The organism is Pseudoxanthomonas fibrivorans, from assembly GCF_041464125.1.
In the GTDB taxonomy this organism is placed as follows: Bacteria; Pseudomonadota; Gammaproteobacteria; order Xanthomonadales; family Xanthomonadaceae; genus Pseudoxanthomonas.
Map to the genome: position 1 here is coordinate 2,458,839 of NZ_JBGNUG010000001.1, position 24,950 is coordinate 2,483,788.

The 24,950-nt window shown below is 72.2% G+C and carries 23 protein-coding genes; 18 read left to right on the forward strand and 5 right to left on the reverse strand.

Annotated elements, in window-relative coordinates; all coding sequences use genetic code 11:
- The first annotated feature begins 43 nt into the window (after positions 1–43).
- Both ACA089_RS11375 and ACA089_RS11380 read left to right on the forward strand, forming a co-directional pair.
- Positions 44–310, forward strand: coding sequence for a YkgJ family cysteine cluster protein (locus tag ACA089_RS11375; protein WP_372016862.1), 267 nt, complete (start codon positions 44–46; stop codon positions 308–310).
- Between the two features lie 77 nt (positions 311–387).
- A complete protein-coding gene (locus tag ACA089_RS11380; RefSeq protein WP_372016864.1) occupies positions 388–1,023 on the forward strand; it encodes a hypothetical protein in 636 nt (211 codons plus the stop codon).
- A 45-nt stretch (positions 1,024–1,068) separates the two neighbouring features.
- Here the strand turns inward: ACA089_RS11380 and ACA089_RS11385 are convergent, their stop codons facing one another.
- The gene (locus ACA089_RS11385) at positions 1,069–1,617 is read right to left on the reverse strand and encodes a gamma carbonic anhydrase family protein (RefSeq protein WP_372016865.1); all 549 of its coding nucleotides are present in this window, start codon (positions 1,615–1,617) and stop codon (positions 1,069–1,071) included.
- 48 nt (positions 1,618–1,665) lie between these two features.
- On the opposite strand from ACA089_RS11385, the gene ACA089_RS11390 reads away from it, so the two are divergent.
- Positions 1,666–3,201, forward strand: coding sequence for a coniferyl aldehyde dehydrogenase (locus ACA089_RS11390; protein ID WP_372016867.1), 1,536 nt, complete (start codon positions 1,666–1,668; stop codon positions 3,199–3,201).
- 64 nt (positions 3,202–3,265) lie between these two features.
- Positions 3,266–4,036, forward strand: a complete 771-nt coding sequence (gene xth, locus ACA089_RS11395) for an exodeoxyribonuclease III (protein ID WP_372016868.1) — start codon at positions 3,266–3,268, stop codon at positions 4,034–4,036.
- 73 nt (positions 4,037–4,109) lie between these two features.
- Here the strand turns inward: xth and ACA089_RS11400 are convergent, their stop codons facing one another.
- Positions 4,110–4,361, reverse strand: coding sequence for a GlsB/YeaQ/YmgE family stress response membrane protein (locus tag ACA089_RS11400; protein ID WP_372016870.1), 252 nt, complete (start codon positions 4,359–4,361; stop codon positions 4,110–4,112).
- A gap of 105 nt (positions 4,362–4,466) precedes the next feature.
- Here ACA089_RS11400 and ACA089_RS11405 point away from each other — a divergent pair, with 105 nt between their 5' ends.
- From ACA089_RS11405 to ACA089_RS11455, 11 genes are all read left to right on the forward strand, one after another.
- Entirely contained in the window at positions 4,467–5,075 is a 609-nt protein-coding gene (locus ACA089_RS11405; RefSeq protein ID WP_372016872.1) for a 4'-phosphopantetheinyl transferase family protein, read from the forward strand.
- Between the two features lie 129 nt (positions 5,076–5,204).
- On the forward strand, positions 5,205–5,843 hold the full coding sequence (gene rsmG, locus ACA089_RS11410) for a 16S rRNA (guanine(527)-N(7))-methyltransferase RsmG (RefSeq protein WP_372016874.1): 639 nt from the start codon (positions 5,205–5,207) through the stop codon (positions 5,841–5,843).
- Between the two features lie 58 nt (positions 5,844–5,901).
- A complete protein-coding gene (locus tag ACA089_RS11415; protein ID WP_372016876.1) occupies positions 5,902–6,705 on the forward strand; it encodes a ParA family protein in 804 nt (267 codons plus the stop codon).
- A complete protein-coding gene (locus ACA089_RS11420) occupies positions 6,705–7,622 on the forward strand; it encodes a ParB/RepB/Spo0J family partition protein (RefSeq protein WP_372016877.1) in 918 nt (305 codons plus the stop codon). The genes ACA089_RS11415 and ACA089_RS11420 overlap by 1 nt, the downstream gene beginning before the upstream one ends.
- A gap of 83 nt (positions 7,623–7,705) precedes the next feature.
- Positions 7,706–8,677, forward strand: coding sequence for an NAD-dependent epimerase/dehydratase family protein (locus tag ACA089_RS11425; protein ID WP_372016879.1), 972 nt, complete (start codon positions 7,706–7,708; stop codon positions 8,675–8,677).
- 32 nt (positions 8,678–8,709) lie between these two features.
- Positions 8,710–9,432, forward strand: coding sequence for a glycosyltransferase family 2 protein (locus tag ACA089_RS11430; protein WP_372016881.1), 723 nt, complete (start codon positions 8,710–8,712; stop codon positions 9,430–9,432).
- 1 nt (position 9,433) lies between these two features.
- The gene (locus tag ACA089_RS11435) at positions 9,434–9,781 is read left to right on the forward strand and encodes a lipid-A-disaccharide synthase N-terminal domain-containing protein (RefSeq protein ID WP_372016883.1); all 348 of its coding nucleotides are present in this window, start codon (positions 9,434–9,436) and stop codon (positions 9,779–9,781) included.
- A gap of 256 nt (positions 9,782–10,037) precedes the next feature.
- Complete coding sequence (gene rpmB, locus ACA089_RS11440; protein WP_019398348.1) at positions 10,038–10,274, forward strand: 50S ribosomal protein L28; 237 nt, start codon at positions 10,038–10,040, stop codon at positions 10,272–10,274.
- Between the two features lie 13 nt (positions 10,275–10,287).
- The gene (gene rpmG / locus ACA089_RS11445; protein WP_162410392.1) at positions 10,288–10,452 is read left to right on the forward strand and encodes a 50S ribosomal protein L33; all 165 of its coding nucleotides are present in this window, start codon (positions 10,288–10,290) and stop codon (positions 10,450–10,452) included.
- Between the two features lie 124 nt (positions 10,453–10,576).
- On the forward strand, positions 10,577–11,992 hold the full coding sequence (gene cls, locus ACA089_RS11450; protein WP_372016885.1) for a cardiolipin synthase: 1,416 nt from the start codon (positions 10,577–10,579) through the stop codon (positions 11,990–11,992).
- A gap of 38 nt (positions 11,993–12,030) precedes the next feature.
- The gene (locus ACA089_RS11455; RefSeq protein ID WP_372016887.1) at positions 12,031–13,407 is read left to right on the forward strand and encodes an FAD/NAD(P)-binding protein; all 1,377 of its coding nucleotides are present in this window, start codon (positions 12,031–12,033) and stop codon (positions 13,405–13,407) included.
- Between the two features lie 20 nt (positions 13,408–13,427).
- Here the strand turns inward: ACA089_RS11455 and ACA089_RS11460 are convergent, their stop codons facing one another.
- The 3 genes from ACA089_RS11460 to ACA089_RS11470 are packed head-to-tail and all read right to left on the reverse strand — an operon-like array spanning position 13,428 to position 17,703.
- Entirely contained in the window at positions 13,428–13,943 is a 516-nt protein-coding gene (locus ACA089_RS11460; protein WP_372016888.1) for a gluconokinase, read from the reverse strand.
- Positions 13,940–16,312 carry a GH36-type glycosyl hydrolase domain-containing protein gene (locus ACA089_RS11465; RefSeq protein WP_372016890.1) on the reverse strand — a complete coding sequence of 791 codons (2,373 nt, stop codon included), beginning with the start codon at positions 16,310–16,312 and terminating at the stop codon, positions 13,940–13,942. The genes ACA089_RS11460 and ACA089_RS11465 overlap by 4 nt, the downstream gene beginning before the upstream one ends.
- Entirely contained in the window at positions 16,309–17,703 is a 1,395-nt protein-coding gene (locus ACA089_RS11470; RefSeq protein WP_372016892.1) for an MFS transporter, read from the reverse strand. The genes ACA089_RS11465 and ACA089_RS11470 overlap by 4 nt, the downstream gene beginning before the upstream one ends.
- A gap of 174 nt (positions 17,704–17,877) precedes the next feature.
- On the opposite strand from ACA089_RS11470, the gene ACA089_RS11475 reads away from it, so the two are divergent.
- The 3 genes from ACA089_RS11475 to ACA089_RS11485 all read left to right on the forward strand — a co-directional run bounded on the left by ACA089_RS11475 (position 17,878) and on the right by ACA089_RS11485 (position 24,885).
- Positions 17,878–21,336 (forward strand): hybrid sensor histidine kinase/response regulator, encoded by a 3,459-nt coding sequence (locus tag ACA089_RS11475; RefSeq protein WP_372016894.1) that lies wholly within the window; start codon positions 17,878–17,880, stop codon positions 21,334–21,336.
- Between the two features lie 619 nt (positions 21,337–21,955).
- Positions 21,956–23,827 carry a copper resistance system multicopper oxidase gene (locus ACA089_RS11480; protein ID WP_372016896.1) on the forward strand — a complete coding sequence of 624 codons (1,872 nt, stop codon included), beginning with the start codon at positions 21,956–21,958 and terminating at the stop codon, positions 23,825–23,827.
- On the forward strand, positions 23,824–24,885 hold the full coding sequence (locus tag ACA089_RS11485) for a copper resistance protein B (protein ID WP_372016898.1): 1,062 nt from the start codon (positions 23,824–23,826) through the stop codon (positions 24,883–24,885). Before ACA089_RS11480 ends, ACA089_RS11485 begins: the two co-directional genes overlap by 4 nt.
- Positions 24,886–24,950: the final 65 nt, after the last annotated feature.

A 24,950-nucleotide genomic window follows, 5' to 3' on the forward strand; every position in this document is an offset into this window, starting at 1 on the left:
AGCCGGCGGCCACCGGCTTGCCCAGCACGCCTAGACTGTCGCGATGGACACCCTGTTCGCCTGCCGCGGCGGTTGCGCCGCCTGCTGCACGGCGCCTTCCATCACCTCTCCGATCCCCGGCATGCCGCAGGGCAAGCCCGCCGGCGTGCCCTGCGTGCAGCTGGACGCCGCGCTGCGATGCCGCCTGTTCGGCTCGCCGGAGCGCCCGGCGTTCTGCGCCTCGCTGCGGCCGGGGCCGGAGATGTGCGGCGGCAGCCGCGCCGAGGCGATGGCGATCCTGGCCGCGCTGGAGGCCGCCACCCGGCCCTGACTGCTGTCGCGCCTGCCGGGGGGGCGGCTATGATCGGCCCGCTTCGTGGGGACGAAGCCACAACAGGGGGAACGACCATGATCATCTGGGGATCCGGCGGCGACGTCGTGCGGCTCGGCGCGGCCGGCACGCAGCATTGCGCCACGTGCGAGGCATCGCGCGAGTTCCAGAACGTCCTGAACTACCGCTACGCGCACCTGTGGTACGTGTTCTCGTGGGTGACGGAAAAGGCCTACTTCACCGCGTGCTCGGTCTGCGGCCGCGGTACGCGCCACGACAGCAAGGCCTTCGAGGCGCAGCTGGGACGCACGCCCATCCCGCACTACCGCCGCTTCGGCGGGCTGGTGCTGCTCGGCCTGGTCGCATCGGTCGTGGTCGTGGCGATGGTGGCCGGCCAGCGTTCGAACGTGCGCGAGGATGCGCTGCTGCGGGACCCGCACGTGGGCGATGTCTACGAGGTCGACCTCCAGGCGCTTGCCCCGGGCGGGTTCGACGGGCACGCGTGGGGCCTGATGCGGGTGGTGGCGGTCGAGGGCGACAAGGTTTCGCTGGAAGTGCCCAACACCGGCTACAGCAAGGCCTCGGCCGTGTACCGCGACCTGGACCGGGCCCGCGACGACAGCTACTACTCCGGGGACGTGCTCTCCTATCCGAAGCAGGAACTGGTGCGGCTGCACGACCACAACGACATCAGCGACGTGCACCGCCTCTAGGTGGCCGCAGGGGGTGCCGCCCGGCCCGCCGGGCGGTGCCGCCGGTCACCGGGCGGCCAGGTACCGGTCCTTCAGCCGCACGTAGTGGGCGGCCGAGTAGTGCAGGCTCTCGATCTCGCGGTCGTCGAGCCGGCGGGCGAAGCGCGCCGGATTGCCCAGCCACAGCTCGGCCTCGCCGACCACCTTGCCCGGACCGATCACCGCGCCGGCGCCGACGAAGCCGTGCCTGCGCACCGTCGCCCCGTCGAGGATGCACGCGCCCATCCCGACCAGCACCAGGTCCTCGATCGTGCAGGCATGGATGATCGCGCCGTGGCCGACGGTCACGTCCGCGCCGATCAGGGTCGGATGGCCGGCCCGGTTGTACGGGCTGTGGTGGCTGACGTGGACGATCGTGCCGTCCTGGATGTTGCTGCGCGCGCCGACCCGGATGAAGTTGACGTCGCCGCGGAGCACGCAGCCCGGCCACACCGATGCGTCGTCGGCCAGCTCCACGTCGCCGATCACGGTGGCCGCCGGATCGACGTAGACCCGCTCGCCCAGGCGCGGGCGATGGTCGAGGTAAGGGCGCAGCGAGGGGGGAAATCCGGTCATGGCCCATTGTATTGAATTCCCCTCCAGGCCTGGCCGTAGACTGCGACGATGACGACGCCCGCCACCCTCGCGGCTACTGCCGCCGCCACTGCCGCGAACGCGACCATCACCGCCGCCAATGCCGCGATCGCCGGCGCACGCCGGGGTGGCGCGGGTCCGCGCGGCGAAGATCCGGCAAGCTTGGTCACCACCGTCGCCGCGCTCGAACCGGCCCTGCGCCAGCTGCGCCAGGCCTGGCAGGCGGGCCGTCCGGACTACGCACAGCGGCGCGACGACCTGCAACGCCTGCGCGCGGCGCTGAAGCGTCGCCTGCCGGACATGGCGGACAGCATCGCCGCCGACTTCGGGCACCGCTCGCGCGACGAGAGCCTGCTGGCCGACGGCATGACCGTGCTGGCCGGCATCGACCACCTGCTGCGCCACCTGCGCGGCTGGATGAAGCCGCGCCGGGTGGGTCCGGGCTGGCGCCTGTGGCCGGCACGCGCGCAGGTGCGGCACGTGCCGCTGGGCGTGGTCGGCGTCATCGCCCCGTGGAACTACCCGGTCAACCTCGCGCTGATCCCGCTGGCCACGGCGATCGCCGCCGGCAACCACGTCTTCCTCAAGCCGTCCGAACACACGCCGCGGACCACGCGCTTCCTGCAGGAGCTGCTGGCGGAGGTGTTCCCCGCCTCGCGCGTGGCCGTGGCCGATGGCGGCACCGACCTGGCCGGCGCCTTCGCCGCGCTGCCGTTCGACCACCTGGTGTTCACCGGCTCGACCGCGGTCGGGCGCAAGGTCATGGCCGCCGCCGCCGCCAACCTCACCCCGCTGACCCTGGAGCTGGGCGGCAAGTCGCCGCTGGTCCTGTGCGCGGACTACCCGATCGAACGCGCGGCCGCGCGCCTGGCCACCGGCAAGTGGTTCAACGCCGGCCAGACCTGCATCGCCCCGGACTACGTGCTGGTGGTGGGCCGCGGGCGGCGCGAGGCGCTGGTGCAGGCGCTGCGCGCGCAGGTCGCCGCCCGCTACGGCGGACTGGGCGGCGAGGCGCCGGACTACAGCCGGATCGTCAACGACGCCCAGTTCGACCGGCTGCAGGGCTGGCTCGACGAGGCGCGCGCGCGCGGCTGCGAGGTGCTGCCGCTGGCCGCCGGGCACGACCGCGCCCGGCGGCTGTTCGCCCCGGCGCTGGTGCTCGACCCGCCGGAGGACCTGGCGCTGATGCGCGAGGAGATCTTCGGGCCGATCCTGCCGGTGCTCTCCGTGGATTCGCTGCAGCAGGCGATCGACTTCGTCAACGCGCGGCCGCGGCCGCTGGCGCTGTATCCCTTCAGCCATGACCGCGGCCAGGTCGAGGCGATCCTGCGCTCCACCGTCGCCGGCGGGGTCACCGTCAACGACGCCCTGCTGCACTTCGCCGCGGAGAACCTGCCGTTCGGCGGCGTCGGCGCCAGCGGCATGGGCGCCTACCACGGCCGCGCCGGCTTCGACGCGATGACCAAGGCGCTGCCGGTGCTGTGGCAGGCGCGACGCAGCGCCAGCGACCTGCTGCGTCCGCCGTACCCGCGCATCCGCCGGATGATCGACCTGCTGGTGCGGTGACCGCCGCGGGCGTGCGCGGGTGCCGCCCGGCATGCCACGATGTCGGCCCCACGAGGGCCGCCGCATGAAGATCGCCAGCTGGAACGTCAACTCGCTCAACGTGCGCCTGCCGCACCTGGAACAGTGGCTGCGTGCATTCGCGCCGGACGTGGTCGGGCTGCAGGAAACCAAGCTGGAAGACCACAAGTTCCCGGACACCGCACTGGCCGGTCTCGGCTACCGCAGCGTGTTCTCCGGGCAGAAGACCTACAACGGCGTGGCGATCCTGGCGCGTGGGGAGCCGCGCGACGTGGTCGTCGGCGTGCCGGGATTCGAGCACGAGCACAGGCGCGCGATCAGCGCCACGGTCGGCGACGTCCGCATCGTCAACCTGTACGTGGTCAACGGCCAGGACGTGGGCACCGAAAAATACGAATTCAAGCTGCAATGGCTGGGTGCGGTGCGCAACTGGCTGGAGGAGGAAGCGCGGCGCCATCCGCGGCTGGTGGTGCTCGGCGACTTCAATATCGCCCCGGACGAACGCGACGTGCATGACCCGGCCGTGTGGAGCGACACCCACATCCTGACGTCGGCGCCCGAGCGCGCCGCGCTGGCCGACCTGCTGGCCACCGGCCTGCACGACGGCTACCGACTGCAGCACGCCGAAGGCGGCGTGTTCAGCTGGTGGGATTACCGGCAGGCCGCGTTCCGCCGCAACCTCGGCCTGCGCATCGACCTGACCCTGGTGTCGGAAGCGCTGCGGGGCCAGGTGGCCGCCGCCGGCATCGACCGCGAACCGCGGACCTGGGAACGCCCCAGCGACCACGCGCCGGCCTGGATCGAACTGGCGCGGTGAGCCGGCCCCGGAAAACGGAAGCCCGGCTTGCGCCGGGCCTCCGCCCCCTCGTCGCTGGCCGCGGGCCGTGCGCTCAGCGCACCCGGCCGCGGGTGAAGAGGTTCACGATCGCCAGCAGGATCACCGCGCCGATGATCGAGAACAGGAACGTGCGGATGGTGATGGCCTCGTTGATGCCACCGCCGAAGATCCAGCCCGCGAGCACCGCGCCGACGATGCCCACCACGATGTTGAGCAGGATGCCCTGCTGCGCGTCGCGGCGCATGATCAGGCTGGCCAGCCAGCCGACGATGCCACCCACGATCAACCAGATGATGATGCCCATGCTGTCCGTCTCCTCGAGTCCAGGTTGGTCACCCCGTGCGGGGCTGGCGGGGCCATCAGACGCGCGGCGGCGTGAAGCGGCCGTATATCCCGCGGGGAGCGCCGGTTGAACGCGGGCGCGGCCGGACAGCACTGGCAGTTCGGCCCGGTGCGCGTGCAGGCGCTGCCGCACGTGCCCGGCCTGCGCGGCGAGCCGCAGGTGCGCGGACTGCTGGCCGAGTGGCTCGGCGATCCCGCCGCGACGCCGCCGCTGGCGCGCGACCCCTCCGGCCGGCCGCGCCTGCAGGCACCGCACGCCGACCACGACGCGGGCTGGAGCCACAGCGGCGAGCGCCTGCTGCTGGCCATGGGCCGCGACGTCATCCTCGGCGTGGACCTCGAGCGGGTGCGCCCGCGACCGCGGGCACTGGAGCTTGCGGGACGGTTCTTCGCCCCCGGCGAGACCGCGCGCCTGCATGCGCTGGAGCCGGCACGGCGCGAACGGGCCTTCCTCCGGCTGTGGTGCGCCAAGGAGGCGGTGCTCAAGGCCCACGGACGCGGCCTTGCCTTCGGCCTGCACCGGCTGGAGTTCGCCAGCGACGGCGACGGCGAGGACGCGCCGCTGCGCCTGCGCGACAGCGATCCGGCACTGGGCGATCCCGCCGCCTGGCACCTGCACGAGTGGATGCCGGGCGAGGGCTATCTGGCCGCCCTGGCCTGGCGCCACCGCACCTAGCGCGGCGCGCCGGCAGGTGCCGCACGGTCGCCCGCCCGGCCGCCGCGCACCGCGCTGCGTGCCATCCGCCCGGCGCCGGCCTGCCCGGTGGACGCCGGGCCCCGCCGGCGGATCGGCGATACTTTGCCGATGGACACCCCTTTTTCTCCCGCCCTGCGCGCGCGCCTGGACGAGGGCCTGGCGGCGCTCGGCCTCGACCGTGCGCTGGCCGCACCCCTGCTCGACTACCTGGCCCTGCTGCTGCGCTGGAACCGCACCTACAACCTCACCGCGATCCGCGACCCGGACGAGATGGTGACCCGCCACCTGCTCGATTCGCTGGCCATGCATCCCTACGTCCAGCCCGGCGCGCTGGCCGACCTGGGCACCGGCCCGGGGCTGCCGGGCATCCCGCTGGCGATCGTGCGCCCGGACCTGCAGGTCACCCTGGTGGAGAGCAACGGCAAGAAGGCGCGTTTCCTGCGCGAGGCGGTGCGGCAGCTGAAGCTGGGCAACGCCCGGGTCGCCGAAGCCCGCGCCGAAGCGGTCGCCGAACCCGGTACCTATGCCCAGATCACCGCCCGTGCGCTGGACACCCTGGCCGGCATCCTCGAGGTCGGCGGCCACCTGCTGGCCCCGCACGGGCGCCTGCTGGCGATGAAGGGCGTGAACCCGGTCGAGGAAATCGCCGCCCTGCCGCCGGGCTGGAGGGCGCTTGCGGTCCACCCGCTGGCCGTGCCCGGGCTGGGCGCGGAACGCCACCTGGTCGAGGTGGGCCGGGCGGCTTGAAATACGCATAATGGCCCGTTCCGGACCCTCGGCGTCCCGCAACCAAGGCAGCTCCCGCATGGCCCGCATCATCGCCATCGCCAACCAGAAGGGTGGCGTGGGCAAGACCACCACGGCGGTCAACCTGGCCGCCGCGCTGGCGCGCGCGCCCAAGCGGGTGCTGCTGGTGGACCTGGATGCGCAGGGCAACGCGACCATGGGCAGCGGGGTGGACAAGCGCGAGCTGGAAGCCTCCACCTGCGACGTGCTGCTGGGCGAACGCGACGCGCGCTCGATCCTGGTCGCGGCCGCCGAAGGCTTCGACCTGCTGCCGGGCAACATCGACCTGACCGCCGCCGAGATCCAGCTGATGGAGATCGACGGCCGCGAGCAGAAGCTCAAGCTGGCGCTCGAGCCGCTGCGGGGCGACTACGACTTCATCGTCATCGACTGCCCGCCGGCGCTGTCGCTGCTGACCCTCAACGCGCTGACCGCCGCCGACTCGGTGATCGTGCCGATGCAGTGCGAGTACTACGCCCTGGAAGGCCTCAGCGCGCTGATGGAAACCATCGAGGCGCTGCGCCAGCGGCTCAACCCCGGACTGGAGATCGAAGGCGTGCTGCGGACCATGTTCGACGTGCGCAACAACCTGGCCAATGCGGTGTCGGCCGAACTGACCGAGCACTTCGGCGACCGCGTGTTCCGCACCATCGTGCCGCGCAACGTGCGCCTGGCCGAGGCGCCGAGCCACGGCCAGAGCATCGTCGGCTACGACGCGGCCTCGCGCGGCGGCGTCGCCTACCTGGGCCTGGCCGGCGAGGTGATCCGCCGCCAGACCGAACGCGAACGCGCGACCCGACCGCGCCCGGCGGAGGTCGCCTGATGAGCACGGCGAAGAAGCGCGGCCTCGGCCGCGGACTGGACGCGCTGCTCGGGCCCAAGGGCGCCGCGGCCGCAACCCCCGCCCAGGTGGAGCAGCCGCAGCCGGGCGACGTGCTGCGCACCCTGCCGGTGACCCAGCTGCAGCCCGGCAAGTACCAGCCGCGACGCGACATGGACCCGGCCAAGCTCGAGGAGCTGTCGGCCTCGATCCAGGCGCAGGGCGTGATCCAGCCGATCGTCGTGCGCGAGCTGGCGCCGGGCCAGTACGAGATCGTCGCCGGCGAGCGCCGCTGGCGCGCCTCGCAGCTGGCCGGGCTGAGCGAAGTGCCGGTGGTCCTGCGCGAGCTGGACGACCGCACGGTCATCGCCATGGCGCTGATCGAGAACATCCAGCGCGAGGACCTCAACCCGCTCGAGGAAGCGCAGGCGCTGCAGCGCCTGATCGACGAGTTCTCGCTGACCCATGCCGAGGCCGCGGCCGCGGTGGGCCGTTCGCGCGCGGCAGTGTCCAACCTGCTGCGCCTGCTCGACCTGCCGCCAGCGATCCGCGCACTGGTCGAGGCGCGCCGGCTGGAGATGGGACATGCCCGCGCCCTGCTGACCCTGTCGCCCGAACTGGCAAGCAAGCTGGCCTACGAGGCCGCCGAGAACGGCTGGTCGGTACGCGAGGTCGAGCACCGCGCCCAGCAGTTCGCCGCCGGCAAGGTGCCGGTGACCGGCAGTGCGTCGCGCAAGGCGGCCGCCGCGCGCGCGCAGCAGCCGGACATCGTCTCGCTGGAGACCGAGCTGTCCGAGTCGCTCGGGACCCGGGTGGCCATCGCCCACGGCAAGGGCGGCAAGGGCAAGCTGGTGATCCACTACACCGACCTGGACACGCTCGACGGCGTGCTGGAGCGGCTGCGCACCCGCCAGGGCTGACGCCGCGTCGCCGGCGCGGTCCGGGCGATTCCCTGTTCATCCGGCGCTTGCGACAATGCCGCGCAGCTGACCCGGGCTTCCCCATGACCGTCCTCGTCACCGGCGCCGCCGGCTTCATCGGCGCCTACACCTGCCAGGCCCTGGCCGCCCGCGGCGAACGCGTCGTCGGCCTCGATAACTACAACGACTACTACGACCCGCGGCTCAAGCGCGACCGGGTCGCGGCGCTGTGCGCCGGCATCGACATCCGCGCCCTGGACCTGGTCGACCGCGACGGCCTGGCCGCGCTGTTCGACGAGGTGCGCCCGGACCGCGTGGTACACCTGGCCGCCCAGGCCGGCGTGCGCTACTCGCTGCAGAACCCGCACGCCTACGTCGCCAGCAACCTGGACGGCTTCGTCAACATCCTCGAGCTGTGCCGGCACCGCGGCGTCGCCCACCTGGTCTACGCCTCGAGCAGTTCGGTGTACGGCGATTCGGCGACCCCGCCGTTCTCCGAGGACCAGCGCATCGACCGGCCGCGCTCGCTGTACGCCGCGACCAAGGCCGCCAACGAGCTCATGGCCTACACCTACGCGCAGCTGTACGGACTGCGCGCGACCGGACTGCGCTTCTTCACCGTCTACGGCCCGTGGGGCCGGCCGGACATGGCGCCGCTGCTGTTCTCGCGGGCGGTGCTGGCCGGGCGGCCGATCGAGGTGTTCAACCACGGCCGCATGCGCCGCGACTTCACACATGTTTCCGACATCGTCGCCGGCATCCTCGGCGCGCTCGACCGGGCCACCGGCACCGACGCGTCGGTGCCGCACGGCGTGTTCAACCTCGGCAACCACACCCCGGTGGAGCTCGAGCGCTTCATCGCGGTGATCGAGCAGGCGGCCGGGCGCGCGGCGGTGAAGGAGTACCGGCCGATGCAGCCGGGCGACATGGTCGAGACCATGGCCGACACGTCGCGCGCGCGGGCGGCGTTCGGCTTCGATCCACGCACGCCGGTCGAAGACGGCCTGCCGCCGGTCGTGCACTGGTGCCGCGGCTATTTCGGCGCCTCGGCCTGAGCGTCCCATCCCCCTCCCCTGCGAACGGCGCCATGACCCCACCCGAACTCTCCGTCGTCGTCCCGGTCTTCAACGAACGCGACAACATCCCCCCGCTGGTCGGCGAGATCGTCGCCGCGCTGCGCGGCCGCGTGGCCTTCGAGATCGTCTACGTCGACGACCGCTCCACCGACGACTCGCTGGCCGTGCTGCAGTCGCTCAAGGCGCAGGTGCCGGAACTGCGCGTCCTGCACCACGTCCACCAGGGCGGCCAGAGCACGGCGGTGCGCAATGGCGTCAAGGCCGCGCGCGGCGCCTGGATCGCCACCCTCGATGGCGACGGCCAGAACGACCCCGCCGACATCCCGAAGCTGCTGGCCGCGCGGGACACGGCCGCGCCCGACGTGAAGCTGTTCGCCGGCTGGCGCGTGGACCGGCAGGATTCGGGCTCCAAGCGCTGGGCCAGCCGCTGGGCCAACGCGATCCGCGCGCGGATGCTGCGCGACGACACCCCCGACACCGGCTGCGGGATCAAGCTGTTCGAACGCGCGGTGTTCCTCGACCTGCCCTACTTCGACCACATGCACCGCTACCTGCCGGCGCTGGTCCAGCGCGCGGGCTGGAAGACGGTCAGCGTGCCGGTCAACCACCGCCACCGCACCGCCGGCGTGTCCAAGTACAACAACCTCAACCGCGCGCTGGTGGGCATCCGCGACCTGCGCGGCGTGGCCTGGCTGATCGCCCGCAGCCGCCGCACGGCGGTGGAGGAAATCTGAGATGGGCGCCGAACTGCACTGGCTCGACCAGCCGCTGACCTGGCTGTACTGGACCGGCCTGCACGTCACCGGCTGGAAACTGATCGGCTACACCGGGGCGCTGATGTTCGGCGGGCGCTGGCTGGTCCAGTTCGTGGCCACCCGGCGCGCCGGCAAGCCGGTGATCCCGCGCCTGTTCTGGTACATGAGCGTGCTCGGCAGCCTGATGACCCTGAGCTACTTCCTGTTCTCGGCCAAGCAGGACTCGGTGGGCGTCCTCCAGAACCTGTTCCCGACCTTCGTGGCGTTCTACAACCTGGTCCTCGACGTCCGCCATCGCGGCTGGCGGCGGGACCGGCAGCCCGGGTAGCCCGCAGGCCAGGCCCCCCTTCCACCGGCGGCGGCGCTGGATCCCATAATCCGGTTGCAATCAGCCACTTGCCCCGGCATAATGCGCGGCTCGCTGCGTCCGGCCCGTCCGGATCGGTGGCCCGGGAGCGCGATCCGGGGCCGCCCCAGGCAGTCGAATTCCCTTCCCGCATCGCGTACGGCCAGGCCTGACAGGGCCGGGCCGCGGGGCCGCCGTCTCCCGGGCTATGGGCGACACCAGACCTTTCGAGGTGCGTATGTCCCGCGTTTGCCAAGTTACCGGCAAGGGCGTGCAGACCGGCAACAACGTCTCGCACGCAAACAACAAGACCCGCCGCCGTTTCCTCCCCAACCTGCACGAGCGCCGCTTCTGGGTGGCCTCCGAGAACCGTTGGGTGAAGCTGCGCGTTTCCACCGCTGCCCTGCGCACCATCGACAAGAACGGCATCGATGCCGTCCTGGCCGAGCTGCGCGCGCGCGGCGAGAAGATCTGAGGAGTAACCGACCATGGCTTCCAAGCGCGACAAGATCCGCCTGATCTCCTCGGCCGGCACCGGCCACTTCTACACCACCGACAAGAACAAGAAGAACACGCCCGCCAAGATGGAGATCAAGAAGTACGATCCCACCATCCGCAAGCACGTGATCTACAAGGAAGGCAAGATCAAGTAAGCCTTCCGCGCCCGGGGCCCGCCCCGGACGGACGTTCCGCAGAGCCCGCCTCCTGGCGGGCTTTTGCGTTGTGGCGCCCCCGCCCAGCAGAATCGGGCCATCCCCCCGGGAACGGGTTGCGCCGATGAGCTACTGGACGCTGGGCACGCTGCTGCTGGCCCTGGACTGGACCATACGCCTGGCGGCGCTGTGGTGGATTCCCAGCCGCTCGGTCCCGGCCGCCGCGCGCAGCTGGCTGCTGCTGGTGTTCTTCCTGCCGTTGCTGGGCCTGCCGCTGTACCTGCTGCTCGGGCAACCGTGGATCTCGGGGCAGCGCCGGCTGCGCCAGGGGCAGGCGTCGGCCGCGATCCGGGAGGGCCAGCGCCCGCAGAGCGCCCTGCGCTGGCAGCCGCCGCCCACCGGGCCGGCGGCGGAGACGGTACCGCTGGTGGAACGGATGGGCGATTTCATGCCGGTGCGCGGCAATGCGGTCGAACTGCTGGACGACTACGCCGGTTCGATCGACCGGCTCATCGCCGACATCGACGCGGCCCGCGAACGCGTCCACCTGCTCTACTACCTGATGTTCGACGACGCGGTCGGCGAGGCGGTCGCGCGCGCGCTCGTGCGCGCGGCCGGGCGCGGCGTGCGCTGCCGGCTGCTGCTGGACGCGGTCGGCGCCAAGCGCGGCTACCGCCGTTTCGCGGGCACGCTGCGCGCGGCCGGCGTGGAGGTGCACCGGATGATGCCCGGCGGCCTGCGCTGGCGCCGCAGCAGCCGCATGGACCTGCGCAACCACCGCAAGATCGCGGTGATCGACGACCACGTCGGCTACGTCGGGTCGCAGAACCTCGCCGACGCGGTGTTCGTGCCGGGGCATCCGAACCGCGAACTGGTCGCGCGCGCGCGCGGACCGATCGTCTCGCACATGGAAGCGGTATTCGCCAGCGACTGGTACCTGGAGACCGGGCAGATGCTCGAGGTCTCGCCGGTGCGCCCGGTGCATGCGCAGGACGTGGCCGCCCAGCTGCTGCCCAGCGGCCCGGCCTATCCGTTCGGCAACGCCGGCGAAACGGTCAACTCGCTGATCCACCTGGCCCAGCACCGGCTGGTGCTGACCACGCCCTATTTCGTCCCCGACGACGCGACCATGAGCGCGCTGCGCATCGCCGCGCTGTCGGGGGTGGATGTGCAGCTGGTGCTGTCGGCGACCAACAACAAGCGCGTGCTGCTGCTGGCGCAGCAGTCCTACTACGAGGAGCTGCTGCAGGCCGGGGTGAGGATCGCGCTGTACCAGCCGCACTTCATGCACGCCAAGCACCTGAGCGTGGACGACTCGGTGGCGCTGGTCAGCTCGATCAACCTGGACATCCGCTCGTTCGCGCTCAACGCCGAGATCGGCCTGCTCTGCTACGACCCGCAGGTGGTGGCCCGCATGCACGAGATCGAGGCCGACTACCTCGCCCACTCGGAGATGGTGACCCTGGAGCAGTGGCAGCGGCGGCCGGCCTGGAAGCGCAGCCTCGAAGGCCTCTCGCGGCTGGCCGATTCGTTCATGTGAGAACGGGCCGGCGGCGCCATCGGGGTAGAATCGGCCCCATGCAGCTGCGCTTCGATATCGCGATCATCGGCGGCGGCGCGGCCGGCACGCTGGCGGCGCTGCAATGCCTGCGCCGGGCCGATCGCGCCATGCGGATCGCGCTGTTCGAGCCGGCACCGCGGCTGGGCGAGGGCGTGGCCTACGCGACCGACCGGCCCGAGCACCTGCTCAACGTCCCGACCGGGCGGATGAGCGCATGGCCCGATCGTCCGCACGACTTCCTCGACTGGATCGCCAGCCACGCGGGCCATCCCGGGGTGGCCCGCGAGGCACTCGCGCACGCCTATGCGCCCCGGCGCGAATACGCGCGCTACCTGCGCGAGCGGCTGCAGCAGGCCCGCGAGGCCAGCCCCGCCACGCTCGAACCGGTGCGCGCGCGCGTTGATGCCCTGCACCGCGAGTCCGATGGCTGGACGCTGCGATGGGCGGGCGGCGAGGCGCATGCACGGCAGGTGCTGGTGGCGGTGGGCAACGCCGCCCGCCCGTTGCCCGCGCGCGGAGCGAGGTCGCTTCCCGCCCCGCGCCTGGTCGATGCCTGGGATTACGCCGGGGTCGCCGCGATCGCCCCCGATGCGGAGGTCTGCATCGTCGGCACCGGCCTGAGCATGGTCGACGCCGTGCTGACCCTGGCGGCCAGCGGCCATCGCGCCCGCATCCACCTGCTGTCGCGGCACGGGCTGCTTCCGCTGGCGCACGACACCGGCCACCAGGTGGACGAGGCATTCGATCCCGATGCGCTCCACCCGCTGGGCACCCGCGCGCGCCTGCGCCGGCTGCGTCGCCAGGTGCGCGAAGCCGCCGCCCGCGGCCTGCCCTGGCAGGCAGTGATGGAACGGCTGCGCCCGCACGTGCAGGCCCTGTGGCGCTCCCTGCCGGCCCGCGAGCAGCGCCGGTTCCTGCGCCATGCGGTGCGGCACTGGGACATCCATCGCCATCGCATCGCGCCGTCGGTGCAGGCGGTGCTCGAGGACCTGGCCGCCAGCGGCCGGCTGCGCGTCCACCGCGCGCGGCTGGACATGGCGGTGAGCGGGCAACGTTGCGTGCAGCTGACCGCGCATGGCCGCGATCGCCGCAGCCTGGCGCTCGACGTCGACCACGTGGTCAACGCCACCGGCGTGGAAATGCGCGTGCAGGCGATGCGCAACCCGCTGCTGGAACAGCTGCTGGGCGACGGCCACGCCGCGCCCGGCGCCCACGGCATCGGCCTGGCCAGCGACGCGGACGGACGCCTGCTCGACGCGCGGGGCCGCGCGCAGGACGACCTGCGGGTGATCGGAAGCCTGCGCATCGGCGAAGCCTGGGAAAGCATCGCCGTGCCGGAACTCCGGGTGCAGGCCGAGGTGGTCGCGCGCGCCTGGCTCGGCCGGGGCGGCTGAGCCGGCGCCGGTCCGGCGCGCTAGGCGTCGTCGCCGAGCAGCCGGAGCGCGTGCGCCAGCTGCGTATCGGGCGCCAGCCCGACCGCGATCGCGTCCACGTCCGGTTCGCCCGTCGGGTCCTCCAGCGCGGCGAACTGGCTGTCCAGCAGCGACACCGGCATGTAGTGGCCGCTGCGCGCACGCATGCGCCCGTCGATGGTGGCGGCATCGCCACTCAGGAAGAGGAAGCGCAGCGGCAGCCCCGTGGCCCTCAGCAGGTCGCGATGACGCCGGCGCAGGCCCGAGAACGCCAGCGTGACCCGTTCGCCCGCCGCCACCCGGTGCTGCAGGTCCAGCGCGATGCGTTCGACCCAGGGCTGGCGCATCGCATCGGTCAGCGGCTGGCCGCTGGCCATGTGCGCCCTCGCCTGCGCGCTGTGGAAATCGTCGGCGTCCAGGAAGGTCGCCGCCCATGCGCCGGCCAGCGCGCGGGCGAGCGTGGTCTTGCCGCTGCCCGATACGCCCATCACCACCGCCACGCGCGGCCCGCCACTCACGCCGGCAACTCCACGCGGACCTGGTAGCGCCGTCCGGCTTCGACCGGCGCGATCCTGTCGCCGGCCAGCGTCGTGCCATCCACCAGGATCCGGCATTGCCGCAGGTCCGGCACGCGCTCGATGTCCACTTCGAACTCCGCGCCGCGGAACCGCCGCAGCGCCCGCGCACGCGGCCAGTGCGCGGGCAGCTGCGGGGCGATGCGCAGGCCGTCGCCGTCGCCGCGAAGGCCGAACAGGGATTCGACCAGGCAGCGGTACATCCAGGCGGCCGTGCCGGTGTTGAACAGCTGGCTGGAGCGCCCGGCGGTGCGCGGATGCAGGCGCCAGGCGCCGCGGTAGTAGTTCGGCACGAACACCGGCAGCTGCCCGCGCTGCAGGGCTTCCCCGGGCTCCGGACCGGTCAGCATCGCGCGCAGCACCCGCCAGGCGCGATCGGCCTCGCCGGCCACGTACAGGCTGTGCAGGTAGAAGGCCGCGGCATGGTTGTAGACCGCGCCGTTCTCGGCCGAGCCCGGGAACTTCTGGGTCAGGCGGCCGACGTCCTCGCGCATGCCGGTGTAGGGCGGATCGAGCATGGCCACGCCATGCGGCGAGACCAGCTGGGCGTCGACCGCGGCGAGCAGGCGCTCGCGCCGCTCGTGGTCGGCCGCGCCGCTGAGCATCGACCAGCTCTGCGGATTGAGGTAGATGCGGCCCTCGGCATCCGCGCCCACGCCGAACACCACGCCCTCGTCGGTGATGCCGCGCCCGTACCAGTCGCCGTCCCACAGGTGCTCGTTGACCGCGGCGTTGAACGCGGCCGCACCGGCGGTGAAGGCCTCGGCCTGCGCCGCCCGCCCCGCCCGCGCGCAGATGCCGGCCCACAGCGACAGCGCATGCGCGCTGGCCAGCGACAGCCAGCCGGAGACGCCCCGGCCCTTCCAGCCGACCATGTTCATCGGATCGCACCAGTCGCCCTGGGCGATGTAGCTCAGGCCGCGGGCGTCGCGCTGGGCGAGCAGCCATTCCATGGCCCGGTCGATGCGCTCGGCTACGCTGGCGCTGCGTCCTTCGCGGTCGGCGACCTGCACCTGGAGCAGGGCATCGTCGCCGGTCTCGTCGAGGTAGGCCTGCAGGCATACCGGCAACCACACGCAATGGTCGGTGTGCGGCACCTGGTTGATGTACTTCAGCTCGGCGCCTTCGACCAGCAGGATGCCGTCGGGCATCGCCCCGCTGGCTTCCTGCTGGGACAGCGCGTGCAGGAACGCCGCGCGCGCCGTCTGTGGCCGCAGGTAGGCCATGCCCATGTGGTCCTGCAGGTAGTTGCGCGTCTGCGGATCGGTGGTCAGCCGGTTGGAATCGCCGTGGTAGTAGACCTGCCGCGGCAGCCAGTGGTTGGCGAAGTCGTCCAGCCAGGGATCGGGCGTCTCGATCCGCACGCAGCCGCGGCCGCCGTCGAGGTACGCCGCGGTTTCGGCCTCGGCGATGGCGAAGCCCTCGGCGGACAGGTGCCGCGCACGCAGCGCGGCGACCTCCGCGTCGTCGCGTGCCGGCCCGAACAGGAAGCGGTAGTCCTCCACGCCGTCGACCGGCAGCTCGAGCCGGTACTGCAGCACCGCCACCGGCGTTTCGTAGAGTGCATCGCCGCAGGCCAGGCGCCCGCCGCCGGTGATGGCATCGGGCGCATGCAGCCCGCCCTGGCCTTCGAACGCGGCCTGGTTGGCTTCCCACGCGTCCGGCGTACGCTCGGCCAGCAGCACGGTGCGGTCCTTGAACTCGCGGTTGCGGAACCAGTCGGCGACCTTCTGGTACGGAGTCACGCTGCTGCAGACGATCCCGCCCAGGTCCGCACGCCAGGCGCCGGACTGGTTCATCCACGACATGTAGCCGACCGGGAAGTACGGATACAGGCTGATCCGGCGCGCGCGTCCCGAGCGGTTGCGCACGCGCAGCGTCCAAAGTTCGGCCACGTCGGTGCCTGCCAGGCGCACCGACATTTCCAGTTCGATGCCGTCGCACTGGACGGTCCAGGCCACGTCGCCCTGGCCGACGTCGAACGCGAAGGCGTCGGGCCGGCGGTTCACCGGTGCATGCGGCGCGGAGAACAGGCGTCCGTCCTCCTCGTCGCGCACGTAGCAGAAGCGCCCGGGATGGTGCGCGTAGTAGGGCTGCTCCGGCTGCATGAAGGTCTTCGCCTCCAGCGTCGGCGCATGCGCGTACTTGGCCGGCTCCGGCTGCATGAACTGCGCGGTGGCGTAGCCGCGGCAGTTGAGCTGGAGCAGCATCGCCCGGTTCCACAGGAACGTGGAGGCCTGTGGCATCGCGGTCGGGCTGCGCAGGACGAAGCGGCGGCCCTGCTCCTCGAACCCGTACGGCAGCGCGCTCATGCCTGCGCCTCCCGGCGCTGCTGGAGGTCGGCCTGGACCCGGGCCAGCGACGCGTCGTCCAGCGGATAGAAGCGCATGACCCAGGCCGCCAGCAGCGCGACCACGCCGGGGATCACCGTCAGCGACAGCACGATGCCCAGCCGCGAGGCGTCGCTCTGCGCCTGGTTGGCGACGTAGCCCATCGCCGCCAGCATCCAGGCGATCGCCGCCGAGGCCAGCGCGCCGCCGAACTTCTGCGAGAACGTGGCCGCGGCGAAGGTCAGCGCGGTCGCCCGGCGCCCGGTCTTCCATTCGGTGTAGTCGGCGCAGTCGGCGTACATCGAGAACGCCAGCGGCGACTTCGGTCCCAGCGCCAGGCCGATCAGGGTGTTGATCGCGAACAGGCTCCAGATCGCATCGGCGGGGACCAGGTACATCGCGCAGCTGAGCACCCCGACCAGCGCCATCAGCCAGGCCAGCAGGCGCTTCTTGTCGAGGTAGCGGGTCAGCAGCGGGGTCGACGCCGCGCCCACCGCCAGGGCCACCGAGTAGCTGCCGAGGAACAGGCCGGTCAGGTCCGGTCGCACCACATGGTACTTGAGGAAGTACACCAGCGAGCCGCTGCGCATCACGATGGTGACCATGATGATCAGCGCCAGCGCGAACAGCACCAGCCACGGCCGGTTCTGCAGCAGGTCGGCCACGTCCTGGCGCATCGAGCCCTGGTGCTGCAGCTGCGGCTGGATCCGCTCGCGCGTGGTCAGGAACACGGCGAGGAAGCACGCCACCGCGACGATGCCGTACAGCCCCAGGGTGAGCTGCCAGCCCAGCGCTTCGTCGCCGCGGCCGAGCCACTGCACCAGGTCCAGGGTCATCCAGTTGACCACCGTGGTGCCGGCGAAGGCGGCGATGAAGCGGAAGCTGATCAGGGTGGTGCGCTGCTGGCTGTCGGCGGTCATGACGCCCGACAGCGCCGAGTACGGCATGCTCAGCACGGTGTAGGCCAGCATCATCAGGGTGAAGCTGGCATACGCCCACAGCAGACGGCCATTGCCGTCCAGCCCCTCGGGCACGGTCCAGGTGAGCACGCCGGTCACCGCCAGCGGCACCGCGCCCCACACCATCCACGGGCGGAACCGGCCCCAGCGGCTGCGGGTGCGGTCGGCGATCGCACCCATGAACGGGTCGGCGACCGCATCGGCCAGCTTGGTGACCAGCATCATCGTGCCGACCGCACCGGCGGCCAGGCCCATGACGTCGGTATAGAAGATCAGCAGGAAGGCCGAGATGTTGGCCCAGTACAGATTGAAGCCGAAATCGCCGATGCCGTAGCCGACCTTCTCGCGCAACGGCAGGCGCGTGGTCGCGGCGGCAACGTGCGGTGGTGCGGCCTGTGGGTTCCCGTGCTGCATGCGTCCCTCGCCATGTAGTGGCGCAGGCCGGCGCGGCCAGCGGGCCCCACCCGGCCCGCGCCTGGTTGACAGCGTTGTCGAGCTTGCCGGCAGCGGGCGGCGCAGGCAAGCGCCGGCGGCGCATGCCGACCATGCGCCGCAGTACACTCGACGGCTCATGGTGAGGAGGACCGCTTGGTCCCGAGCTGGATCCTGCTGCTGGTGTCGGTCGGCTACGCCGCGCTGCTGTTCGCGGTGGCGTGGTTCGGCGACCGCCGCCCGATGTATCCGGACCGGCCGTGGCTGCGGCCGGCGGTGTACAGCCTGGCGCTCGCCGTCTACTGCTCCTCGTGGACCTTCTACGGCGCGGTCGGCAGCGCGGTGCGCAACGGCATCGGCTACCTGCCGATCTACCTGGGACCGCTGCTGCTGTTCCTGTTCGGCTGGCGGATCATCGAGCGGCTGGCGCTGATCGCGCGCAGCCAGAACACCGTCTCCATCGCCGACTTCATTTCCGCGCGCTACGGCCGTTCGCGCCGGCTGGCCGCGCTGGTCACGGTGATCGCGCTGGTCGGCGTGGTGCCGTACGTCGCGCTGCAGTACAAGGCCGTGGCGATGAGCCTGACCGTGCTTTCCGGCCAGGATGCCGAGGCCGTGGGCGTGGCCGCCGACCCCGCGCTGTACGTGGCGCTGTTGATGGCGCTGTTCGCCGCGCTGTTCGGCACCCGCCAGGTCGATGCCACCGAGCACCACCACGGCATGATGCTGGCCATCGCGCTGGAATCGCTGATCAAGCTGGTGGCGATGGTCGCGGTCGGCGTGTTCGCCTGGGCATGGCTGGGCGGGCACCAGCTGCGCATCGAGGATTCGGCGCGTACCCTGTTCCAGCAGGCGCCGCCGGTCGGGTTCGTGGCCCAGACCCTGCTCGGCTTCCTCGCCATCGTCTGCCTGCCGCGGCAGTTCCAGGTCGCGGTGGTCGAATGCGGCGACGTGGCCGACATCCGCAAGGCGCGCTGGCTGTTCGGCGGCTACCTGCTGGTGATCTCGGTGATGGTGGTGCCGATCGCCGCCGCCGGCGTGGCCCTGTTCGGCAGCAACGGCGCGGTGGCCAGCGACACCTTCGTGCTGGCGCTGCCGCTGGCCGAGGGCCGCGACGCGCTGGCGCTGGCCGCCTACATCGGCGGCTTCTCCGCGGCCACCGGCATGGTGATCGTGGCCAGCATCGCGCTGGCCACCATGGTCAGCAACGACCTGGTGATGCCGGTGCTGCTGCGCCGCGGCTGGGGCGAGCGCCACGCCGCCGCGGACGTCGCCTCGCTGGTGCTGTGGGTGCGGCGCCTGTCGATCCTGCTGCTGGCGTTGGCGTCCTACGCCTATTACCGCTGGATCGGCGGCGACACCACCCTGGCCGCCTACGGCCTGATGGCCTTCGCCGCGGTCGCGCAGTTCGCGCCGGGCCTGATCGGCGGGCTGTACTGGCGCGGCGCCAGCCGCCGCGGGGTGGAGTTCGGCCTGCTCGCCGGTTTCGTCACCTGGATCTACACGCTGCTGCTGCCCGCGCTTTCGAGCTCCGGCCACTTCGAGCCGGGCTGGATGCACGACGGTCCGTTCGGGGTGCAGTGGCTGCGCCCGCAGCAGCTGTTCGGGCTCAGCGGCTGGGATCCGCTGACCCACGGCACGTTCTGGTCGCTGCTGGCCAACGGCGCGGTGATGATGCTGGTGTCCGCGCGCTGGCGCCCCGGCGTGGACGAACGCCTGCGCATCGCCCCGTTCCTGGACCCCTACGCGGAGCGCCAGGCGCCTGGCCACGGCGACTGGCCGGGCAACGTCAGCATCGGCGACCTGCAGGCGCTGGCGGTGCGCATCGTCGGCGAACGGCATGCGCGCCGCGCATTCTCCGAGCAGGCGATCTCGCTGGGCCGCGAACTGCACCCGGCCGCCGCCGCGGACCGCGCCTGGATCCAGTTCACCGAGCGCCTGCTCGCCGCATCGATCGGCGCGGCCTCCGCGCGCCTGGTGCTGACCAGCGTGCTGCGCGGCTCGGGCATGCACCTGAGCGAGGTGATGGCGCTGCTCGACGAGGCCGGCCAGGAGCTGCGCTTCAACCGCGGCATCCTCTCGACCACGCTCGAGAACATCAGCGCCGGCGTCAGCGTGGTCGACCCGGACATGCGCCTGGTGGCGTGGAACCGCCGCTACCAGCAGATGTTCGGCTACCCCGCCGGCATGCTCTACGTAGGCCGCCCGGTCGCCGACCTGATCCGCTACAACGCCGAGCGCGGCGAACTGGGCGAGGGCGACGTCGGCGAACAGGTGAACAAGCGCATCGAGCACATGCGCGCGGGCACGCCGCACGTGTTCGAGCGCGTGCGCGCCGACGGCAGCGTGATCGAGATGCGCGGCCAGGCCCTGCCCGGCGGCGGCTACGTCACCAGCTACAACGACATCACCGCCTACAAGCACGCCGAGCAGGCGCTGCGCGAGGCCAACGAAACCCTCGAGCAACGCGTGGCCGAGCGCACCCGCGAGGCCGAGGACGCGCAGCAGTCGCGTACCCGGTTCCTGGCCGCGATCAGCCACGACGTGCTGCAGCCGCTCAACGCCGCGCGGCTGTTCGCCTCGGCGCTGCGCGACAGCGGCCAGCCGCAGGAACAGCAGCACCTGGCCGAACGGGTGGATGCCTCGCTGCGCGCGGCCGAGGAACTGCTCGACGGCCTGCTCGACGTCTCCCGCCTCGACACCGGCGCGCTGCAGGCCGACGTGCGCGTGTTCGACGCCGGAGAGCTGCTGCGCGAACTGGCTTCCCAGTACGCGCCGGTCGCCGCCGGGCGCGGACTGGACCTGCGCGTGCACGCGCGGCCCTGCCCGATCCGCAGCGACCGGCGCCTGCTGCGGCGGGTGCTGCAGAACTTCCTGGCCAATGCGCTGCGCTACACGCGGCAGGGCCGGATCGTGCTCGGCATGCGCGTGCGCGGCGAGGGAGTCGAGCTGGAGGTCTGGGACACGGGCCCGGGCATTCCCGCCCAGCACATGCGCCAGATCTACGACGAGTTCCACCGCTACCAGCAGCCGTTCGACTGGGGCGAGCGCGGGCTCGGCCTGGGCCTGTCGATCTGCCAGCGCATCTCGCGCCTGCTGGGACATGGCCTGGACGCACGCAGCGACGTCGGCCGCGGCAGCATGTTCTCGATCACCGTGCCGCGGGCGGCGGCGTTGCCGGTGGCCGCCCCGCGCGCAGCCACGCTGCCCGACTCGGGCTCGCTGGCCGGGCTGCGCGTGCTGTGCGTGGACAACGACCAGGAGATCCTCGACGGAATGCGGGTGCTGCTGACCCGATGGCAGGCCACCGCGATCACGGCCAGCACGGTCGACGACGCGCTCGCGCGGATGGCCGACAGCGCGCCGCAGGCGATGCTGGTGGACTACCACCTGCACGACCGCCTGGACGGTCTGGACACGCTGGACGCGCTGCGCGCCGCCGGCAGCCGGATTCCCGGCGCGCTGCTGACCGCCGACGGCCGCGACGAGCTGAAGCGGCTGGCGCGACAGCGCGGCTACCGGCTGCTGACCAAGCCGGTGAAGCCGGCCTCGCTGCGCGCCTGGCTGGCCGCCCAGGCGCCGTCGGCCGAACGGGTCGAAGCGCCTTCACCCTGACGACCCATTGACCCTGCAGTCGCTCCAGGGTGTGCAATGCCCGCGTTCATCGCCCGTGCGTTGAACGCGCGACCCGCGTGGCTTACCGTGGCACCCGCTCCAGGATCCTGCCCATGCCTCCGCTCCACCGTCTCCCGTCGTGCCTGCTGATGCTGGTCCTCGTGGCCGGCATGCTGCTGCAGGCGCGAACGGCGGCGGCGATGCCGGAGATGCCGCAGCCGACGTCGGGCGAAGTCGCGTCCCTTTCCGCCGCAGGCTGCCACGAGGCCGTGGCACCGCCGCGCGCCGAACCGGCCCCTGCGACGCATGCCGGACATGGCGAGTCGACCGGCGCGGCGGCCGACTGCTGCGACGACGCGTCGCCGGACGCCTGCGGCAGCGCATGCCCGTGTCCCGGCGCGCCGGCGGCCCTGGCGCCCGCGTGCCCGGCACCGCCTGCCGCCACGCGTGATCCGCAGCCGCAAGCGGCCGGCCTGCACGGGCGGGACCGGGTCGCCGAAGGTCCACCCAGGCGGCCGCCGATCGTCTGACCCATCGACGATCCCCAGACGCGCGCGTCGAGCGCGTGCGCCCGCCCATTCCCGCGCGCCCCGGCGCCGGGTCGTACGCTGGAACCGACATGACCGGCCGTATCCGCTTTCCTTCCCCGGCCGGCGCGCCTTCGCTGCCGCGCCGCCGTTTCGTCCAAGGCCTCGCCTTCGCCGGGCTGGCCGGCGGTGCCGGCCTGCTCCGGTTGCCGGCGCACGCCGCCAGCGCCGCCGCGCCGCAGGTCCTCGCCGGCACCGACTTCGACCTGGCCATCGGCGCCAGCGAGGTGAACATCACCGGGCGCGCGCGCCAGGCGATCACCGTCAACGGCCGCCTGCCGGCCCCGATCCTGCGCTGGCGCGAAGGCGACACCGTCGCCCTGCGCGTGGCCAACCGGCTCGCCGACGCGCCGACCTCGATCCACTGGCACGGCATTCTGCTGCCGGCCAACATGGACGGCGTGCCCGGCATGAGCTTCGACGGCATCGCGCCGGGTGAAAGCTGGCTGTACCGCTTCACGCTGCGGCAGTCGGGGACCTACTGGTACCACAGCCACTCGATGTTCCAGGAGCAGGCCGGGCTGTACGGCGCGATCATCGTCGACCCGCTGCAGCCGCCCCCGTACCGCCATGACCGCGAGCACGTGCTGCTGCTGTCCGACTGGACCGACCTGGCCCCGGCGTCGCTGTTCCGCCGGCTGAAGAAGGCGCCGTCCTACGACAACCACTACAAGCGCACGGTGGGCGACTTCGTCCGCGACGTCGGCGAGGACGGCCTGCGCGCGACGCTCGCCGACCGCGGCATGTGGGGGCGGATGCGGATGACCCCCAGCGACCTGTCCGACGTCAATGGCCACACCTACACCTACCTGCTCAACGGCCTGCCCCCGGCCGGCAACTGGACCGGCCTGTTCCGGCCCGGCGAGAAGGTGCTGCTGCGGCTGGTCAACGCCGGCGCCATGACCTACTTCGACGTCCGCATCCCGGGACTGAAGATGACGGTGGTCGCGGCCGACGGGCAGTACGTGCATCCGGTCACCGTGGACGAACTGCGCATCGGCGCGGCGGAGACCTACGACGTGATCGTGGAGCCCTCAGGCCAGGACGCCTACACGATCTTCGCGCAGGACATGGGCCGCACCGGATTCGCCCGCGGCACGCTGGCCGTGCGCCATGGCCTGTCGGCACCGGTCCCGACGAACGATCCCCGTCCGCTGCTGACCATGGAAGACATGGGCCATGGCGCGCATGGCGACCGCGCGACGGCGAGCGAGGGTGGCTGCGGCAGTGCGATGAAGCATGGCGCCGAAGGTAGCTGCGGCGGCACGATGAGGCACGGCGCCGAAGGCGGCTGCGGCGCCTCGATGAAACCGGCGATGGAGGGCGGCTGTGGCGCGGCGATGCATGGCGGGCACCAAGGATCCGCCACGGCGGCGGTCGTCCACCCCGACAGCGAGCGCGGCAACCCGCTGGTGGACATGCAGTCCTCGCCGACCGGGCCGCGCCTGGACGACCCCGGCATCGGCCTGCGCGACAACGGACGCCGGGTGCTCGCCTACGCCGACCTGCGCAGCCTGTTCGACGATCCCGACGGGCGCGAGCCCGGGCGCGAAGTGCAGCTGCACCTGACCGGGCACATGGAGAAGTTCGCCTGGTCGTTCGACGGCATCCCGTTCTCCAGCGCCGAGCCGCTGCGGCTCAACTACGGCGAGCGGCTGCGCATCGTGCTGGTCAACGACACGATGATGCAGCACCCGATCCACCTGCACGGCCTGTGGAGCGACCTGGAGGACGCCGGTGGCGCCTTCCAGGTCCGCAAGCACACCATCGACATGCCGCCGGGCACGCGCCGCAGCTATCGCGTGCGGGCAGATGCGCTCGGCCGCTGGGCGTACCACTGCCACCTGCTGTACCACATGGAAGCGGGGATGATGCGCGAGGTGCGCGTGGAGGAACGCGCATGACGTCCCGATCCGTCCTTGCCATCCACCTTCTCCTGCTCGCCGGCGGCGCAGGCGCGCAGACGCACGTTCATCGCACCAGCGACGGCCACGACCACGCGGCCGCCAGCGGCAGCGGCCAGGCGGTGTTCGACGCAGCGGTGACACGGGCGCCGCACGTCGCGCACGGCACCGGCATCCCGGACGACGCGCCATCGCAGTCGTCCGTGCCGCACGGTGCGCATGACCACGCCGGCGGTACCTTCCATGGTGCAAGCCGGGAGTCCACGCAGCAGGGCCATCCGTCCGCGATGCCCGGGGCGCACCCCGCAGGCGCACCCATGGGCGTCGCCGATACCGGCACGCCCCCCGCCGAACCGGTCCCGGTACCGTCGGCCGCCGACCGCGCGGCCGCCTTCCCGACGCTGCACGGCGACCACCATGCCCACGGGAACGCGATCAACAGCCTCGTGCGCTTCAACCGCTTCGAGGCCTGGGACGCGGAACCGGGCACCGGCCAGGCCTGGGAGGGCAGCGCCTGGGTCGGCGGTGACACGCAGCGCCTCTGGCTTCGCAGCGAAGGCGAACGCGAGCACGGGCGCACCGCCGCCGCAGACCTGGAGGTGCTGTACGGCCGTGGCATCAGTGCCTGGTGGGAGCTGCTGGCGGGCGTGCGCCACGATTTCGCGCCGGGTCCGTCGCGGGATTGGGCGGCCATCGGCATGCAGGGCCTGGCGCCGTACAAGTTCGAGGTTTCCGCCACCGCCTATCTCGGCAGCCACGGCGATACCGCCTTCGTCGCCGAAGCCGAGTACGAGCTGCTGCTGACCAACCGCCTCATCCTGCAACCGCTGCTCGAGGTCGAACTGCGTGGCCAGGACGATCCGGCGCGCGGCGTCGGCTCCGGCCTGTCGACGGCCGAAGCAGGACTGCGTTTGCGCTACGAAGTCAGCCGCCGTTTCGCGCCGTATGTGGGCCTGGTGCACGAGCGCAGCTTCGAACGCACCGCGGACCATCGCCGCGCCGAAGGCGAAGCCATCCGGGAGACGCGGTGGGTCGCCGGCGTGCGCTGGTGGTTCTGAGGCAGATGCGCGCGAACCGGGAGGCGGACGACGGCGACCCACCGGGATCGCCGCTCCGTCACCAC